This window comes from Bordetella sp. 2513F2 (assembly GCF_054642735.1).
This window is the reverse complement of sequence record NZ_CM137755.1, coordinates 22,310-39,364: the sequence shown is the minus strand read 5'-3', so window position 1 is coordinate 39,364 and position 17,055 is coordinate 22,310. Positions and strand designations below refer to the sequence as shown.

16 protein-coding genes and 1 riboswitch are annotated in these 17,055 nt (G+C 69.9%); of the genes, 5 read left to right on the top strand and 11 right to left on the bottom strand.

Annotation, left to right across the window (positions count from 1 at the left end; genetic code table 11):
- Position 1: 1 nt before the first annotated feature.
- Both ACYBYQ_RS00180 and ACYBYQ_RS00175 read right to left on the bottom strand, forming a co-directional pair.
- Complete coding sequence (locus ACYBYQ_RS00180) at positions 2-1,012, bottom strand: ABC transporter substrate-binding protein (protein ID WP_459616355.1); 1,011 nt, start codon at positions 1,010-1,012, stop codon at positions 2-4.
- Positions 1,009-2,082, bottom strand: coding sequence for a LacI family DNA-binding transcriptional regulator (locus ACYBYQ_RS00175; protein WP_459616354.1), 1,074 nt, complete (start codon positions 2,080-2,082; stop codon positions 1,009-1,011). The genes ACYBYQ_RS00180 and ACYBYQ_RS00175 overlap by 4 nt, the downstream gene beginning before the upstream one ends.
- 157 nt (positions 2,083-2,239) lie before the next feature.
- Between ACYBYQ_RS00175 and ACYBYQ_RS00170 the strand changes: the two genes are divergently transcribed.
- Positions 2,240-3,532 (top strand): amidase, encoded by a 1,293-nt coding sequence (locus ACYBYQ_RS00170; RefSeq protein WP_459618668.1) that lies wholly within the window; start codon positions 2,240-2,242, stop codon positions 3,530-3,532.
- A gap of 11 nt (positions 3,533-3,543) precedes the next feature.
- Here the strand turns inward: ACYBYQ_RS00170 and ACYBYQ_RS00165 are convergent, their stop codons facing one another.
- The 5 genes from ACYBYQ_RS00165 to ACYBYQ_RS00145 all read right to left on the bottom strand — a co-directional run bounded on the left by ACYBYQ_RS00165 (position 3,544) and on the right by ACYBYQ_RS00145 (position 9,729).
- The gene (locus tag ACYBYQ_RS00165; RefSeq protein WP_459616353.1) at positions 3,544-5,301 is read right to left on the bottom strand and encodes a gamma-glutamyltransferase family protein; all 1,758 of its coding nucleotides are present in this window, start codon (positions 5,299-5,301) and stop codon (positions 3,544-3,546) included.
- Between the two features lie 13 nt (positions 5,302-5,314).
- Positions 5,315-6,316: a Bug family tripartite tricarboxylate transporter substrate binding protein gene (locus tag ACYBYQ_RS00160; RefSeq protein WP_459616352.1), complete on the bottom strand. Its 1,002-nt coding sequence runs from the start codon at positions 6,314-6,316 to the stop codon at positions 5,315-5,317.
- An 82-nt stretch (positions 6,317-6,398) separates the two neighbouring features.
- Positions 6,399-7,376, bottom strand: a complete 978-nt coding sequence (locus ACYBYQ_RS00155) for a tripartite tricarboxylate transporter substrate binding protein (protein ID WP_459616351.1) — start codon at positions 7,374-7,376, stop codon at positions 6,399-6,401.
- Positions 7,377-7,394: 18 nt separating this feature from the next.
- Positions 7,395-8,417, bottom strand: coding sequence for a dipeptidase (locus ACYBYQ_RS00150; RefSeq protein ID WP_459616350.1), 1,023 nt, complete (start codon positions 8,415-8,417; stop codon positions 7,395-7,397).
- A 37-nt stretch (positions 8,418-8,454) separates the two neighbouring features.
- Positions 8,455-9,729, bottom strand: a complete 1,275-nt coding sequence (locus tag ACYBYQ_RS00145) for an NAD(P)/FAD-dependent oxidoreductase (protein ID WP_459616349.1) — start codon at positions 9,727-9,729, stop codon at positions 8,455-8,457.
- Positions 9,730-9,953: 224 nt separating this feature from the next.
- Between ACYBYQ_RS00145 and ACYBYQ_RS00140 the strand changes: the two genes are divergently transcribed.
- Entirely contained in the window at positions 9,954-10,718 is a 765-nt protein-coding gene (locus ACYBYQ_RS00140) for an IclR family transcriptional regulator (protein ID WP_459616348.1), read from the top strand.
- A 46-nt stretch (positions 10,719-10,764) separates the two neighbouring features.
- Here ACYBYQ_RS00140 and ilvB read toward each other — a convergent pair whose 3' ends face one another.
- Entirely contained in the window at positions 10,765-12,591 is a 1,827-nt protein-coding gene (ilvB, locus tag ACYBYQ_RS00135; protein WP_459618667.1) for a biosynthetic-type acetolactate synthase large subunit, read from the bottom strand.
- Between the two features lie 94 nt (positions 12,592-12,685).
- Between ilvB and ACYBYQ_RS00130 the strand changes: the two genes are divergently transcribed.
- The 3 genes from ACYBYQ_RS00130 (at position 12,686) to ribB (ending at position 14,732) form a co-directional block, all read left to right on the top strand.
- Complete coding sequence (locus ACYBYQ_RS00130; protein ID WP_459616347.1) at positions 12,686-13,171, top strand: Lrp/AsnC family transcriptional regulator; 486 nt, start codon at positions 12,686-12,688, stop codon at positions 13,169-13,171.
- Positions 13,172-13,204: 33 nt separating this feature from the next.
- The gene (locus ACYBYQ_RS00125) at positions 13,205-13,732 is read left to right on the top strand and encodes an SET domain-containing protein (RefSeq protein WP_459616346.1); all 528 of its coding nucleotides are present in this window, start codon (positions 13,205-13,207) and stop codon (positions 13,730-13,732) included.
- Positions 13,733-13,789: 57 nt separating this feature from the next.
- Positions 13,790-13,940, top strand: a riboswitch (FMN riboswitch).
- Between the two features lie 111 nt (positions 13,941-14,051).
- Positions 14,052-14,732, top strand: coding sequence for a 3,4-dihydroxy-2-butanone-4-phosphate synthase (ribB, locus tag ACYBYQ_RS00120; RefSeq protein WP_459616345.1), 681 nt, complete (start codon positions 14,052-14,054; stop codon positions 14,730-14,732).
- Between the two features lie 78 nt (positions 14,733-14,810).
- Here the strand turns inward: ribB and ACYBYQ_RS00115 are convergent, their stop codons facing one another.
- Genes ACYBYQ_RS00115 through panE form a run of 3 tightly spaced genes read right to left on the bottom strand, consistent with a single transcriptional unit; the run spans position 14,811 to position 16,810 of the window.
- The gene (locus tag ACYBYQ_RS00115) at positions 14,811-15,311 is read right to left on the bottom strand and encodes a nucleoside 2-deoxyribosyltransferase (protein WP_459616344.1); all 501 of its coding nucleotides are present in this window, start codon (positions 15,309-15,311) and stop codon (positions 14,811-14,813) included.
- Positions 15,312-15,884, bottom strand: a complete 573-nt coding sequence (locus ACYBYQ_RS00110) for a flavin reductase family protein (RefSeq protein WP_459616343.1) — start codon at positions 15,882-15,884, stop codon at positions 15,312-15,314.
- Positions 15,881-16,810: a 2-dehydropantoate 2-reductase gene (panE, locus tag ACYBYQ_RS00105; protein ID WP_459616342.1), complete on the bottom strand. Its 930-nt coding sequence runs from the start codon at positions 16,808-16,810 to the stop codon at positions 15,881-15,883. Before panE ends, ACYBYQ_RS00110 begins: the two co-directional genes overlap by 4 nt.
- Positions 16,811-17,055: the final 245 nt, after the last annotated feature.

Here is a 17,055-nt window from a genome sequence, read left to right as displayed (position 1 = left end):
CTCAGTTCACCTCTTTGCCGTAGCGCGCGGCGAAGTCGCGCTGGACGGCCGCCATCTGCGAGTAGTCCACCGTGCCGGCACGGGCGTACTCGGAGGCCGGCAGGAACTTCTCCTGGGCCTGCGCAGAGATCGCCTCGGCGCGCACGGGGCGCAGGAAGGCATTGGCCCAGATGGCCTGGCCCTGGTCCGACAGGGTGAAGTCCAGCACCTTGCGGCCGTTGTCGGCATGCGGCGCATCGGCCACCAGGCTCATCACGTAGGGCACGGCGATGGTGCCCTCGGCGGGGATCACGAAAGCCACGTTGGCCCCGTCCTTGTACTTGGCACGGTAGGCGTTGAAGTCGTAGTCGATCAGGATGGGGATCTCGCCCGACAGCACGCGCGCATAGGCCGTCTGCTTGGGAACGATGGGATCGTTGGCCTGCATCTTCTTGAACCAGCCCAGGGCCGGATCGAAGTTGTCGAGCGAGCCGCCCAGCGCACGGTTCAGCGCCACTGCGCCCACATAGCCCACGAAGGCGGAGGCAGGATCCAGGTAGCCCACCATGCCGCGGTAGTCGGGCTTGAGCAGGTCGGCCCACGAACGGGGCACGGGCTTGCCGCGCAGCGCGTCGACATTGACCATGAAGCCCAGCGTGCCCGAATGGATGGCGAACCACTTGCCTTCCGGATCCTTCATGCCCTCGGGGATCGCGTCCCAGTGCGCCGGCTTGTACGCCTGCACCAGCCCATCCTTGGCGGCCTGGATGCCGAAGGTCACGCCGTAGTACACGACGTCGGCCACCGGGTTGGCCTTTTCGGCCGCCAGCGAGGCCAGCGACTGGCCCGAGTTCTTGTTGTCGGCCGGCACGGTGATGCCGGTGGCCTGCTTGATGGCCTTGAGCTGCGTGCCCCAGTCGGCCCATTCGGGCGGGCAGTTGTAGCAGATGGCGTTCTGCGCCTGGGCGGCGCCCGCGCCGATGGCCAGCGCGGCGATGGCGCCGCGCAGCGCGAATTTCAGTAGGCGTTTCATGGACGTTTCTTCCTCGTGGTACGCGTGGGTGAGGGGGCGGCGGCAACCGTGCCCCCGGGGAACAGGCGATGAGGCAGCCGCACCGAATCGGCGGGCTCGCCGGCGATCAGGGCCAGCAGGCTTGCGCAGGCCGCTGCGCCGATCTCGCGGCTGGGCTGCGCCACGGAGGTCAGCGGCGGCACCATCAGCGCGCCGATGGCCACGCCGTCGAAACCGCACACCGATACGTCGCGCGGGACCCGCAGGCCCAGCGCCACCAGGTGCGAGATCACCGACGTGGCCAGCAGATCGTTGGAGCAGAACAGCGCGGTCGGGGCGTCGTCGGCGGCCAGTGCGGCGGCGAGGACCGCGCCGTCGGCGGCCGTATGGGCCGGCATGACCAGGTGCGCGATGGCAGGCAGGCCATGGCGCCGCGCCGCGTCGCGCGCCCCTTCCAGGCGCCGGCGGGCCCGGTCGGAGGCGGCCAGCGGGCCGCTCACGATGGCGATGCGGCGATGCCCCAGGCCCGCCAGCATGTCGACCATTTCGCGGGCGGCGGCACGGTTGTCCACCGACACGAAGGGATGGCTGGAAGATTCGTTGTAGGCCAGCACGTGCGGCATGCCCGCATCGCGCAGGGCCGCGAGCGTGGCATTGCGCGACGGCGCGCCCACCGTGAGGATGAGCCCGTCGACCTGATGGTCGATCAGGGCCTGCACCACCTGCGCCTCCACCTCGGGCTGGTAGCCCGTGGTGGCCACCATGACGCTGTAGCCTGCCTGGCGCGCGTGCTGCTCCGCGCCTTCGTAGCAGTCGGCGAACACGGGATTGGTAAGCGTGGGCAGCAACAGGCCCACGGTATGCGTGCTGCCGGCACGCAGGCTGCGGCCCACGCGGTTGGGGCGAAAGCCATGCTGGCGCGCCACTGCCTCGATGCGCGCCAGCGTGCCCGGCCTGAGCAGCCCTGGCTGGTTGAAGGCGCGCGACACGGTCGCGGGCGACACCCCGGCCTGGCGGGCGATCTCCACGATGGACGGACGCTGGGGCATTTTGCGGTTCACGGCGAACTCGAATCCTGAAATCGATTTCATCCTACGTGCGCCGCATGACAGCGGTATGTCATGCATGACGGCACGGCGGGTCATCCCGTCTTTGCGCGCCGCGGACCTTGGCCTACACTGGATGAAGCAGCGGCGAAACCGCATCGCGCCGCGACACAAGAACACTGGCTGGGGAAACCGGATGGCGATGATCCTGAACGAACTGAGCGCACGCGAGGCCGCCCTGCGCCTGGGCCGCCGCGAGCTCACTGCCGAGCAACTGGTGCGCGCCTGCCTGGCGCGCATCGAACAGCGCGAGGACGAGGTCCGCGCCTGGGTGGCGCTGGACGCCGATGCCGTCCTGGCCCAGGCCCGGGCGCTCGACCGCGGCCCGGTGCGCGGCCCGCTGCACGGGCTGCCCCTGGGCATCAAGGACATCTTCGATACGCGCGACTTCCCCACCCGCTACGGCTCGAGCATCTATGCGCATCATCGCCCCGCGGCCGACGCCGCCTGCGTGGCGCTGTGCCGGGAGGCCGGCGCGCTGGTGCTGGGCAAGACCGTCACCACCGAATTCGCCACCTACCAGCCCGGGCCCACGCGCAATCCCCGCAACCCGGCCTATACCCCCGGCGGCTCATCCAGCGGCTCGGCCGCCGCGGTCGCCGACGCCATGGTGCCGCTGGCGCTGGGCACGCAGACGGCCGGGTCCATCATCCGGCCGGCCGCCTATTGCGGCGTGGTGGGATACAAGCCCAGCTTCGGGCGGGTGCCGCGCGCCGGCACCAAGGCGCTGTGCGACTCCCTCGACACCATCGGCGGGTTCGGTCGCAGCGTCGAGGACGTCGGCCTGCTGGCCTCGGTACTCACCGGCGACAAGCGCCTCGACGCGCTGCACTGCGACACCCCGCCGCGCGTCGGCATGTTCCGCACGCAGCAATGGCGTCACACGCTCCCCGAGACCCGCACCGCCTTCGAACACGCCGCCCGCGCGCTGTCGCGCGCAGGCGCCCGGGTAACCGAAATGCCCACGCCCGAGGAAGACTGCGCGCTGGCCCAGCTGCACGCCGACATCATGGCCTACGAATCGGCGCAATCGCTCGCCTTCGAGCGCACGGTCCACGCCGACCAGCTCAGCACGCGGCTGCAGGCCATCCTGGACGCCGGCGGGCGCATCGATGCCGAGGCCTACCTGGCCAAGCGGGAATACGCCCGCCAGGTGGCCCGGCGGGTGGATGCCTGGTTCGACGAATACGACGTGGTGCTGGCGCCGAGCGCCAGCGGCGAACCGCCCTTCTTCGACCAGGGCACGGGCGATCCGCAGTTCTGCCGGGGCTGGACCCTCGTCGGCACGCCCTGCGTGCACCTGCCGTTCACCCACGGCCCGCAAGGCCTGCCGGTGGGCCTGCAGGCCATCGGCCGCATCCACCACGACCACGTCCTGCTGGCTGCCGCGGGCTGGGTCCACCGCGTGCTGCTGGCAGACCCGCCGGCACACTGAAGCGGGCCGCCTCAGGCCCCCATCGCGTAGGCCGGGCGGCGCGGATCCGCGCCGCCCCAGCGCACGCCTGACCCCAGGTCGTGGCGCACCGCGCACATCGCCCCGGCCCGCCAGTTGCGCCCCTGCCACCAGCGCACGTCATGGCCCAGCCGGGCCAGCGCCTCGCCCGCCGCCGCGTCGACCAGGTCCTCGATCATCAGGCGCCCCGGCTGCATGCTGTGCGGCTCGAACGAGGACGGGAAGCTGAACGTGGCGAAGCGCGGCGCCTCGATCGCCTGCTGCAGGTCCATGCCGAACAGCTCGAGGTTCAGGAATGTCTGCAGCATGGCCTGGCACTGGACGTCGCCGCCGGGTGTGCCGAACGGCATCACGTACTGCCCCGGGCGTATCGCCAGCGACGGATTGGGTGTGAGCCGGGGACGCCGCCCCGGCGCGATCGCATAGGGATGCCCGGCCACCGCCCACGACTGGCTGCCGCGGCCGGAGGCGCACAGGCCGGTTCCCGGGATCACCGGCGAGTTGTAGGAGCCGTCGCTGGGCGTGGCCGAGAACGCGTTGCCATGCCGGTCCACCACGGCCACGTACGAGGTGTCGAGCCGCGGGTCGGTGCGCCGCGTATCGCCCTCCTGGAAGGACCGCACTTCCGATGCCGCCGCCAGGTCGCCGGGCGGCGGCATGTCGGGCAGGGCGCGGTCGGGCGAGATCAGGGCAAGCCGTGCGCGCGCATAGTCCTTGGACAGCAGCCGCCCGGCGTCGACGGCCTGGTGCCGCGGATCCCCATAGCGCCATTCCCGGTCGGCGAACGCCAGCTTCACGGCCTCCACCAGCATGTGGATGTAGCGCGCCGAATTGTGGCCCAGCGCATGCAGGTCGGCCGGCTCGAGGATGTTCAGCATCTGCAGCAGCGCGGGGCCCTGGCACCAGAAGCCGCAGCTGTATACCGTGGTGCCGCGGAAATCCGTGGACAAGGCGGGCTCCACCTCCACCCGGAATCCGGCCAGGTCTTCATGCCGGATGAGGCCGCCATGCTCGAGGTGATACTTGACGATGGCCTGGGCGATGTCGCCCTGGTAGAAGGCGCGCCGTGCCGCGGCCAGGCCGGCAGCCCGTCCCCGTCCGGCCGCCGCCGCTTCTTCGTCGGCCATGTACTGCAGGGTGCCGGCCAGGTCGTCCTGGCGGAAGATGCTGCCGGCGGCCGGCGGCATCCCGCCCGGCAGATAGATGGCGGCATTCGAGGGCCAGCGCCGGTAGTCGTCGGCATGCTGGGCCAGCACCTCGGCCATGAGCGGATACATGACGAAGCCCTCGCGGGCATAGCGTATCGCCGCGGCGCTGACCTCGCCGAAGGACAGTGTGCCGAAGCGCTCCAGCGCGGTGATCCACGCATCCGGGGCTGCCGGGATCACCGAACGCAGCACGCCGGCAGGGATGCTGCCGCCGTGGCGCGCGATGAACAGCTCCAGGCTGGCCTCGCGCGGCCAGCAGCCCAGGCCCGAGATGCTCCAGACGCGGCGGCTGGCCGCCTCGTACACCAGGCAGGGCGCCACGCCGCCGATGTTCACGATGTCGCTCTGCACCACACCCAACGCCAGGCCGGCGGCGACGCCGGCGTCCACCGCGTTGCCGCCGGCCTGCAGGATGTCCATGCCGGCCTGGGTGGCCAGGTAGTGCCCCGCCGAGATCATGTGCGCAACCCCGCCCAGCGTGGGGCGCATGGACGCGGGCGCACTGCCGCGCGTCAGGTCTTCAGGAACGGAAGTCGTTGCCATGTGCTCACCTCGCTCATTGCGGGACGATGCCGAGCCGCCGGGTCACGTCCTGCCATTTCATGTATTCCGCGTCGATGAACCGGCGGAACTCTTCCGGCGTGCTGCCCCGGGCCAGCACGTCGCGTTCGTCCATCACCTGCGCGACGGCCGGTGCGTGCAGGGCGGCCAGCGCGGCGCCGTGGATGGCGCGTATCACCGGCTCGGGCGTGCCGCCGGGAGCCAGCATGCCGTACCAGGATCCGCCGACGAGCTGCGGATATCCCTCCTCCACCGTCGTGGGCACGTCCGGCGCCTTCTCCAGGCGGCGGTCGTGCAGCAGCGCCAGCGCCTTGAGCTTGCCCTGGCGTATCAGGGGCAGCGTGGTGCCGGGCGTCTCCAGCGTGTACTGCACATAGCCGCCGATGAGATCGTTGATCAGCGCGGCGCTGCCCTTGTAGGCCACGTTCACCGTGCGGATGCCAGCCTCCATGTTGAGGAGCTCGCAGAAGAAGTAGTTCGCCGTGCTGTTGCCGGGCGAAGCATAGTTCACTTCTCCCGGATGCTGCCGCGCGTAGGCGACGAGCTCTTTCAGGCTGTTGGGCGGGAAAGCCGGATTGGCGACCAGGATGAAGGGGCCGTTGCCCAGCAGCGAGATGGGCGCGAGATCCTTGCGGGGGTCGTAGTTGAGGCTCTTCATGGTGAGCGGCGCCCCGGTCAGGGGCGAGGCCGTGGCGAACAGCAGCGTATAGCCGTCGGGATCGGCCCGCGCCACCTGCTGGGTGGCGATGGTGCCGCTGGCGCCGGGCCGGTTCTCCACCACGACCTGCTGCCCCAGGCGCTCGCTCATCTGCTGCGCCATGGCGCGGGCCACGGTGTCGGTGCCGCCCCCCGGCGGAAACCCCACCAGCAGACGTATCGGCTTCTGCGGCCACGCCTCGGCTGCCCGGGCCATGCGAGCCGGGCCCATGCCCAGCGCCAGCGCGCCGCCCAGGCCCAGCAGGGCGCGACGACGATGCAATGCAACGGATACACCCATGGAGCTGTCCTCCTGTCTGCGTTGCAGCGCGCGGCAGCGGATGTGCGACGCCAGCGTCTTCCGCATGCCCGCCGCCGCGGGTTCACTTGCCCTGGGCCAGGCCCAGCTTGCGCACGATCTCCGCCTCGGCCGCGTACTGCTCCACGGCATACTGGGCGTACTTTGCGCTGTCCATGTAGACGGATTGCATGCCGTACTGGAAGAGCGCCTTCTGGAATTCCTCCGTATCGGCAACGCGCTTGAAGACGTCATGCAGCCTGGCCACGATCTCGGGCGGCAGGCCCTTGGGGCCGACGATGCCGAAAGGCCCGAACACCGGCGGCGTGCCGTCGATCTCCTCCAGCGTGGGCGTGTCGGGGAACTGCGGCGCACGGCTCGCGCCCCACGTGACGAGCATGCGCATCTTGCCGGCCTGCACCAGGGGCAGGATGGTGCTGGATCCCGCGTACACCTGCAGCTGGCCGCTCATCACGGCCGGTATCACCTCGGACTCGCCCTTGTAGGGAATGTGGCGCCACTTCAAGCCATGGCGCGCGGCAGTCTCTTCCATCATCACGTTGGAAAAGCTGCCCACGCTGGCCGTGCCGTAGGCAATCTCGTCGGGATGGGCCTTGGCGTATTCGACCAGGTCCATGAAGGTCTTGAACGGCGAGTCGGCCACCACCGCCGCGCCCACGGTGTAGCCGGCCAGCGCCACCACATAGGTGAGGTCCTTCAGCGGATCGTAGCCGACGTTGGTGATGTGCGGCATGCGCAGCGTCGGGCTGAGGATCACCGCAAGGGTATAGCCGTCCGGACGCGCGCCCACCATGGCGCGCGAACTCAGCGTGGCGCCGGCGCCGCCGCGATTCTCGATGACGATGCTCTGCCCCAGCTCGGACTCGGCGAGCTCGGCCAGGCGCCGCGCCACCATGTCGGTGGAGCCGCCCGGGTTGTAGGGCACGATGAGGCGTATGGGATGCGACGGATAGGCGTCGGCGGCAGCCGCCGGCGCGACCGCCGCCAGCGCGACGGCCAGCGCGACGGCCAGCGCGGCCAGATACCTGGACAAGAACTTCATGATCATTCCCCTTGCTGGTTATGACGCGGCCGACCAGATCTCGCCGAACGCGCGTTGGAAATTCGCGCCCAGCACGCCTTCGATCTGCGAGGCGCTGAGCCCGCCTTCCTCGAGGGCCTGGGTCAGGCGCGGGAACTGGGCCGGCGTGGGCGTCTCCACGGGATAGCGCGCTTCCATCACATCGCCGAACGCCGTGGAGAAATCGCCGCCCGATGCCGCATACTTGGTGCGCGACATCACCATCACGTGCCGCACCGCCTCATAGGTCTGCACCGAGGGAAAGTCCGTGCCGATGCCGACGTGGTCGTATCCCACCAGCCCGCCGATGTGCTTCACATTGGCCACGAAATCCTCCAGCGTGGGCTGCTGCCCGGCCTTGCCGCGCCAGAGCAGGTAGGCGTGGATGCTGCAGCCCACCACGCCCCCGGTATCGGCCACCGCCCGGATGACGTCGTCGGACTTGTTGCGCGGCCGCGTGATCACCGCATTGGCGTTGGCGTGCGTGAGCAGCACCGGCCGCGTGCTGTGGCGCGCGGCGTCCAGGCAGGTCTGCGGCGCGCAATGGCTGAGGTCGATGGCGATGCCGACGCGATTCATTTCCGCCACCATCTCCAGGCCCAGTTTCGACAGGCCGGCGTTGCGCTTTTCGAGGCAGCCGTCGCCGATGAGGTTGGCCTCGTTGTAGGTGAGCTGGATCACGCGCATGCCGAGCGTGTGGAACAGCTTGACGCGCTCGACCCGGTCGCCCAGCGGCTTGGCGTTCTGCCAGCCCATGATCAGGCCCAGCTTGCCCTCGGCCTTGGCGCGCGCGATGTCCTCCATGCGTTCCACCAGCAGCCAGGAGCTGGCCGGATCCAGCGCGCGCTCGCGCCAGGTCATGACATCGCGCAGCGCTTCCTCGAAATCGGCAGCCATCTCCGTCACGGTGAGATTGATGGCGCTGACCCCGCCCGCCAGCATGTCGCGCGTGTCGCCGTCGCTGAAGAACACCAGCCCGTCGACGACCACGGACTGGCGATGCAATGCTGCTGATGAACTCATGGCGCTTTCCTCTCGTAGGGATGGAGGCCCATGGCGCTCAGGCGAACCGGGAGAGCCGGAAGGCGCTCAGGTCGGCCTGCGGCGCATGGCCCAGGATCAGGTCTTTCATGGCCTCGCCGGCGGCCGGGCCGATGCCGAAGCCGTGCCCCGAGAAACCCGAGGCCAGGTAGAAGCCGGGCATCGCCGGCACTTCGGACATCACCGGCAAGGCGTCGGGCGTCACGTCGATATAGCCGGCCCAGGACTCAGCCACCTGCGCGGCGGCGAACTCGGGGAACGCATCGGTGAGGCGCTGCCATGCCTGGCGCAGGCCGGCGGCCGACGGCCGCGGATCGAGCACGCGGTGCCGCTCGAACGGCGTGGGCGCGTCCAGCCCGAATCTGCGGGGCATGGCCAGTTCTTCGAAGAAACGCCGGCCGAAACGCAGGCGCACGAAATCGTTGTTCTGCAGCCAGCCGCGCAGGAACCGGCCCATCAGCCGGAAGCTGTCGGGCACGATGTCGGCCATCGACGCGCCGAACTGCGCCACGGTGTAGCCCCCGTCGGCGCGCTTGCGGCAGGTGAAGCCCCCGCCGTTGACGGCGGCCGTCAACGCGCCCTGGAACGGCGCGGTGCGCAGCACCGAGCCCCGCACCTTGAGCTGCGGGAAGTCGACGCCGGTATTGCCGCAGAAGAGGCGCGACCAGGCGCCTCCTGCCAGCAGCACGGCCTGGGCGGCCACCGGGCCGCGTTCGGTGACCACGCCCGCCACGCGGCCCGCCGCGCGTTCGAGTCCGCGCACCGCGCAGCCCTCGACGATGTGGGCGCCGGCATCCCGGGCCAGCGCGGCGATCGCATGCGGGGCCAGCCGCGGTTCGGCCACGCCGTCATGGGCGCTGTACATGGCGCCGGTCCAGCCACGGGGCGTGCGGGGAAGGTGGCGCAGCGCGGCCTCGCGGTCGAGCATGACGGCGTCCACGCCATGATCCCGGCAGCTGTCCAGCCAGCGCTGGTGTTCGGCGGCATCGTCGGCGCTCTGCTGCAGGTACAGCATGCCGGTGCGGCGGAAACCCACGTCGACGCGCGCCTGGATGTCCGCCCACAAGGCATTGGCGCGCAACGCCAGCGGCACCTCTGCCGGGTCGCGCCCCAGGGTGCGTACCCAGCCCCAATTGCGGGACGATTGCTCCGCGCCCACGCTGCCCTTCTCGAACACGGCCACCCGCACGCCGGCGCGCGCCAGGGCGTAGGCGGCACTGACCCCGATGATGCCGCCGCCGATCACCGCCACGTCGACCGGGCCGGGCAGCGGGGCGTCGGGCCCTGGAGACATGAAACTCGACATTGTTATCGCTATTCGATAGACTGTTTTTGATATGCGATAGATATAACCCGAAGGCGGCGCCGGATCAATGCGGGTTTACCGGGGAACGCCCCGCCTCGGATCCGGTGTCAGACACCCCCGGGCATCCGGCCGGCCGCGGGGCAAGTACTATTCGGCCTTCACGCAACCGGGGAGAACAGGGCGTCCGCCTCGCGGCGTGCGCGCGCAATGCCATGGCCAATGCAGGTTTGCTGATCCAATCGCTGGAGAAGGGGCTCGCGGTGCTCGAGACGTTCCGCGACGTCGAATCGATGAATCTGCAGGAGATCGCGCGTGCTGCCGGCATCACGCCCGGATCCGCGCAGCGCGTGGCGCTCACGCTCGAACATGCCGGGTACCTGCACCGCGATCCCCGCAGCAAGCGCTACCGCGTCACGGTGAAGGCCGTGGGCCTGGGCTACAGCTACCTGCACCGCACCCCGCTGTTCCAGCGGGCCCACGCCGTGCTGCACCAGCTCAACCAGGCCTGCGGCGAGATCGTCAACCTGTCGGTGCCGGACGACGCCGGCAACATGGTGTTCGTGATGCGGGTGGCGCCGGCCCGCCACATCCCCGTCTACATGCCGTTGGGCACGCGCATTCCGTGCTTTGCCTCGGCCTCCGGGCGCGCGCTGTGGGCGCAGCTCGCGCCCCCGGCACTGGAAGCCAGGCTGGCCGGCCTGCGCCTGCGCAAGTACACGCCGCACACGACCGTCGACATCCAGGCGCTGCGCGCGCTGGTCGAACAGGCGCGCAGCGACCGCTATGCGTATGCCGACGAGGAGTTCTACGACGGCGACATCAACGTGGCCGCGGCCGTGCTCGATGAGCAGGGCCAGCCGGTGGCAGCCGTGAACATCTCGGTGCCCAAGCCGCGCTGGACCGTGGAGCAGGCGCGGGCAGACCTCGGCCCCCTGGTGATCCGCACTGCCCGGGCGCTGAGCCAGCAGCCGCTCTGAAAACGGCTGGCGGCACGGTCGGGTCCGTGCCGCAGGCAGGGCCGCCTCAGGCCGTATCGTCTTCGTACCAGACGTCCTCGGCCAGCATCACCCGGTGGTGGCCTTCGCCTGCGGGCACCATGGGGAAGCAGTTCTGGCGCGGCGCCACCGCGACGTCGAGGAAATAGGGCCCGTCATGCGCCAGGCATTGCGCCAGTGCGGCGTCCAGCCCAGCGGGGTCCTCCACCCGCGCCGCGCCCCAGCCGAAGGCGCGCGCCAGCGCCACGAAATCCGGCAGCGAGGCGTTGTAGCTGTGGCTGTAGCGCCCGCCGTGGATCAGCTCCTGCCATTGGCGCACCATGCCCATGTAGCCGTTGTTGCACAACACCAGCTTGACCGGCGTGCGATGCTGCATGGCGGTGGAGAGCTCCTGGATGTTCATCATCACCGAGGCGTCGCCGCTCACGCAGACCACGGTGCGGTCGGGATGCGCCACCTGCGCGCCGATGGCCGCAGGCAGGCCGTAGCCCATGGTGCCCGCGCCGCCCGATGTAAGCCAGCGGTGGGGGCGCTCGAATCGCAGGTACTGCGCCGCCCACATCTGGTGCTGTCCCACGTCGGTGGAAACAATGGCGTCGCGGTCCGCCAGGGCGGCGTCCAGGCGCTGCATCAGGTACTGCGGCAGGATCTCTTCCACGGAAGGCGTGTAGTCGAGGCAGCGCTGCGCGCGCCAGGCGTCTATGCGGCGCCACCAGGAATCCAGGCGCTGCGGCGGCAGGGGCGCCAGGGCCGCGAGTTCGGCCTGCAGGGCCTCCACCATGGGCAGGCAGTCGCCCACCAGGGCAACGTCCACGCGCACCACCTTGTTGATCGAAGCCGGGTCGATGTCGATATGGATCTTGCGCGCCCCCGGGCAGAACTCGGCCAGCTTGCCGGTGATGCGGTCGTCGAAGCGCGCGCCCACGCACACCACCAGGTCGGCCTCGTGCATGGCGAGGTTGGCCTCCAGCGTGCCGTGCATGCCCAGCATGCCGACGAACCGCGGGTCGGAAGCGGGGAAGGCGCCCAGGCCCATGAGCGTGAGCGTGCATGGTGCGCCGGTGGCGCGCACCAGTCCGGAGAAGGCCGCGCAGGCCTGCGGGCCTGCGTTCACCAGGCCGCCACCGCCATAGAACACCGGACGGCGGGCCTGCGCGATCAGCGCCGCGGCACGCCGCAGCGCGCCCTGCGGCAGGCGCAACGCGCTCTTGGCGCCCTGGCGGCGCGCGCGCAGCGCGGCCACGCCGGCCCGGTCGGCCGCCTCGCACGAGGCGTCGGCGGGGCCGGGCGCGGCGAGCTGCACATCCTTGGGCATGTCCACCAGCACCGGACCAGGCCGCCCCTGGCGTGTCAGGTCATAGGCGCGGCCCACCACCTGCACCACGTCGTCCACGCTGCGCACCTGCGTATTCCACTTGGTGACCGGACGGGAAATCCCGATGGCGTCGCACTCCTGGAACGCGTCGGTGCCGATGGCCGACGTGGCCACCTGCCCGCTGATGCACAGCACAGGGATCGAGTCGCACATCGCATCGAGCAGACCCGATGTGGTGTTGGCCATCCCTGGCCCCGACGTGACGAGCACCACGCCAGGCTTGCCGGTGGTCCGGGCATAGCCTTCGGCCGCGTGCACCGCGGCCTGCTCATGGCGCACCAGCACGTGGCGCAGCCGGGGTTCGGCATACAGGGCGTCGTAGAGCGGCAGCACGGCGCCGCCCGGGTAGCCGAAAATGGTGTCCACCCCCCGCGCAATCAGGGTTTCGAGCAACAGCCGGGCGCCGTTGGCGGCCGGGGATGCAGGGGGGTCGAGGGCGGCAAGGGCCTGGGGATGCAGACGGTCGTTCATGCCACCTATCTTATCGGGCTTCCGCGGGAATTTTTATCTTCTTTTCCATACTTGCCGTGTTTCTGCAGTAAATTTTCCCTCATATTCACGGAAGCGCAGAAAAATGCAACTCGACAAGTTCGACCTCGCCATCCTCAAGGTACTGCAGGACAACGCCCGGGCCAGCCTGAACGAGATCGGCGCCGCGGTGGGCCTGTCCTCCACCCCATGCTGGAACCGCATCAAGCGCATGGAGCAGGCCGGCGTGATCCGCGGCTATACGGTGGACATCGATCCGGCCAGCCTCGGCTTCATGGACACCGTGATCGTGCACGTGACCCTGGAGAGCCACAGCGAAGAGACCCTGTACGAATTCGGCCGCGCGCTGGCCGAGATACCCGAAGTGCTGGAAGCCTTCCTGGTATCCGGCGACTACGACTACTACATCCGCATCGCGGTGCGCGACACCCGCGACTACGAGCGCCTGCTGCGCGAACGCCTCTACCGCATTCCCGGCATCCGCCACAGCAAATCGGGCTTCGTGCTGCGCAGCCTCAAGGAAGCGCGCCTGCCGCTCACCGGCCCTGCGGACCGCGGGGCATCGATATAATCGCCTGTCTCATCCGCCCACGCTCCACGCCTCATGCCCATCGAAGACGCCCCCGCCAAACCCTGGTACGTCGTGCGCCGCTCCAAACTGCACGGCAATGGCGTCTTCGCCGCCCGCAAGATTCCCGAAGGCACGCGCATCATCGAATACGGCGGCCGGCGCATCAGCCCGGAAGAAGCCGACCGGCGCCATCCCACCAACCCCGACGATCCGTTCCACACCTTCTTCTTCGCGCTGAGCTCCGGCAAGGTCATCGACGGCGGCGACCACGGCAACGACGCCCGCTGGATCAATCATTCGTGCGAGCCCAACTGCGAAGCGCAGGAAGGGCGCCACGGCAAGCGCGTCTATATCGTCGCGCTGCGCGACATCGCCCGCGGCGAAGAACTGTTCTACGACTACGGCCTGGTGCTCGACGGACGCATCACCAAGGCGCTCAGACAGGGCTACGCCTGCCTTTGCGGCTCGCCTTCGTGCCGCGGCACCATGCTCGCGCTGCCCAAGAAGAAAAAGGCCCGCGGCAAGAAGCAGGCCCCGGGCGAGGACAAGGCCGCTGCCTGAACCGGCGCGGACGGGCGTACAATGCCTGCTGGGTGGCGGGCGGTCCGCCGCCCCGCAGTACGTCTTCAGGGCGGGGTGCAATTCCCCACCGGCGGTATGCCGCAATGCGGCGAGCCCGCGAGCGCCTGCCTGCACCATGCAGGCAGGGTCAGCAGACCTGGTGAGAAGCCAGGGCCGACGGTCATAGTCCGGATGAGAGAAGATGTGCCGGCCCGTTCCGCCGCCGCGGGCGCACGCATGCGTCCGCGCCGCCTGTGCGGGCCCGGCTGTCAGCAGCCCTGGAACGTTCTTCGCCACGACTTCCTGCGAGAGCGTTTCAATGTCCCTACAACCAGCCTCCGTTTCGCCCCTCTACGCCCAGCCGTTCGCCACGCGCCTGTCGCGCGCGCTGCACCAGTTGCGCCTGGGCCGGCCCATCATCCTCATGGACGACTTCGATCGCGAGAACGAAGCCGACCTGATCGTGGCCGCCGACAAGATCACCGTGCCCGTGATGGCCCAGCTGATACGCGACGGCAGCGGCATCGTCTGCCTCTGCCTGCCCGGCGAGGCGCTCGACCGCCTCGGCCTGCCGCCCATGGTGGCCAGCAACGGCAGCCGGCACGGCACCGCCTTCACCGTCTCGATCGAGGCGCGCACGGGCGTGTCCACCGGCGTGAGCGCGGCCGACCGCGTCACCACCATCCGCGCCGCGCTCTCGGCGCAGGATCCCGCAGAGCTGGTGAGCCCTGGCCATGTGTTCCCCCTGCGCGCGCGCGCGGGCGGCGTGCTGGCGCGGCGCGGCCACACCGAAGGCTCGGTGGACCTGGCCCGCCTCGCCGGCCTCAGCCCGGCCGGCGTGCTGTGCGAACTGATGAATCCCGACGGCACCATGATGCGGGGCGCAGCGCTCGAGCGCTACGCCGCGACGCACGGACTGGTTGCGCTCACCATCGCGGAGCTGGCCGATCACCTGCGCGCGCTGCACGACGCGGCCGCGCCGCTGGCGGCGGCGGCCTGAAGCGGGGGGCGGCACCGCACGCCCGCGTCGGCGCGGATACCGCCGGCGCGCATCGTGGTTCCGGCATCCGCCCCAGCCTCACCCGGCCGCTATGCGCGCCAGGCATGCGGCCGCATCGCCCACGACCACCGTGCAGCTGCACGCCAGCATCAGGTTCAGGTTGAGGCCGAAGTTCTCGACCATGTAGCCCTGCGCGTCCACGATGCCGCCATGCACGGCGGGATTGCTGCCGGCGCCTACCTGGGCCACGAGGTCGTGCGACTGGCCGGTGTAGGCCCATACCGGGATGCCCAGGGCCACCGCATAACCCACTTCGAACGCCGTGCCGGAGTCCGGCTCCGCGCCGCGGAAGGGATTCAGGTTGGCCATCACCAGGTCGGCGCTGCGGATCAACGCCGTGTTCTCGCGGTAGATCCATTCGGCCTGGGCACGCAGGTCCAGCCCGGGCGGAATCCGGTTGTCCAGCGGAAACAGGCCTGCATAGCCGTGGTCGAGACACAGCTGCTTCAGATACTCCCCCCGCGCCACGGCGTCGGGACGGAACACGTCGAAGCCCGCCAGGTATATCCGGGCCGCCATTCAGGGCCCCTCGTTGCGGGTGGAGAACGCCTCGCCCGTGGCAAAGAACGACCCGCCCGCCACATAGTGCAGCGAACGGCGCGCCTCGTTCTCGAAATGCCAGCGGTTGCCGGAGAACGCCTCAGGATCCGCCCAGGCGGCCACCACCTCGCCGATGAACAGGTCGTAGGCCTGCTCATTGTGCGGCTCGGGAACCACCCTGCACTCCACGCAGGCCAGGCTGCCGGCCACCAGGGGAGCACCGACGATGCTGGCGGGCAGGGCCTGCAGGCCCGAAGCCTGGAACTTGTCTTCGTCGCGGCCCGAATCGGTGCCCACCTTGACCACCGCCTCCGCCTGCTCGCGCGGCGGGATGCAGAGCACGAACTCGCCGGAGGCCTCGATCAGGCCGCGGGAATACGTGGATTTGTCGATCACCACCAGCACCTTGGGCGGGTCGAAATCCAGCGGCATGGCCCACGCCGCCGCCATCACGTTGCGCCGGCCGGCATGCGCGCTGGTGACCAGCACGGTGGGCCCGTGGTTCATCAGCAGGTAGGCGCGCTGCAGGTCTACCGGGACGAAACCCGTCATGGCCGGTCCTCGAGCTGGGCCTGGTAGACCTGCAGGTGCGCATACGCCACGCGCAGATACGGGGTGTCGAGCCCGACCGACCCGGCGCGGTGCACCATGTCGCCCACGAGGTGGTCGGCCTCGATCCGGCCGCCCTGGCTCAGGTCGCGGAACATCGAGGCCGTGGCAGGCGAGCCGGGATCGGTGAGCACCTTGAGTGCCGCGGCGTCTGCCTCGGGTCGTACCGGGTGGCCATGCGCGGCGGCCACCTGCTGCGATTCGTGCAGCAGGCCGCGCAGCACCTCCTCGCCATGGTCGGAGGAAACGATGCGGCCCACCGGGCCGCGCATCAGGCAGGTCCCGGCGGCCAACGAGGTCAGGAACACGTACTTCTCCCAGATGTCCTGGTAGATGTCCTCGCTCAGGCGGCTGGTGAAATCCGCCGGCGCCAGGGCCTGCTCGATGGCCACGCAGCGCTCGCTGCGCGGTTCGCCGGCGCGCTCGCCGAACACGAAATTGGCATGCGAACCCATGTGGAGCACTTCACCCTCCGGACCCAGCATGGCCATGATCTGGCACAGGCCGCCCAGCACGCGGTGCGCGCCGAAAACCTGGTCGAGCACGTCGTACTGGCGCACGCCGTTCATGATGGGCAGGATCGTGGTCTGCTCGCCCACCACGGGCCGTATCGCCTCGATGGCGCTGTCCAGGTCGTAGGCCTTGCAGCTCAGCACCACCACGTCATACGGGCCGCCCGGCTCGGCGGCGGTGGCAAGCTGGGGCTGCACGGTGGCGTCGCCCCGCGGGCTGCGGATGCGCAGGCCCTCGCGCCGCAGCTTGTCGGCACGCGCCTCGCGCACCAGGAAAGTGACGTCGACGCCGGCCTGCGCCGCCCGCCCGCCAAAATAGCCGCCGGTGCCGCCGGCGCCCAGAATCAACATGCGCATTGCTTTCTCCATGCCACTCGGGAAGAGCGCCCGCCGCATCGGCGGGCGTGACTGCCTGGCATTATGCCCCCACGTCTGCGCCAGCGCGCTGAACGCCGCGGCCACGCAAGAACGCACGCAATTGGTGCGCCGCTCGTACAGCAATGGTGCCATCCCGTCGTATGATTCACCGCCGCGGTGCAGCCGCGCCGGCACTCTTGCGGCGCATGCAGCGTGCCGGCCCGCGCACGATGGCATGCAACTTG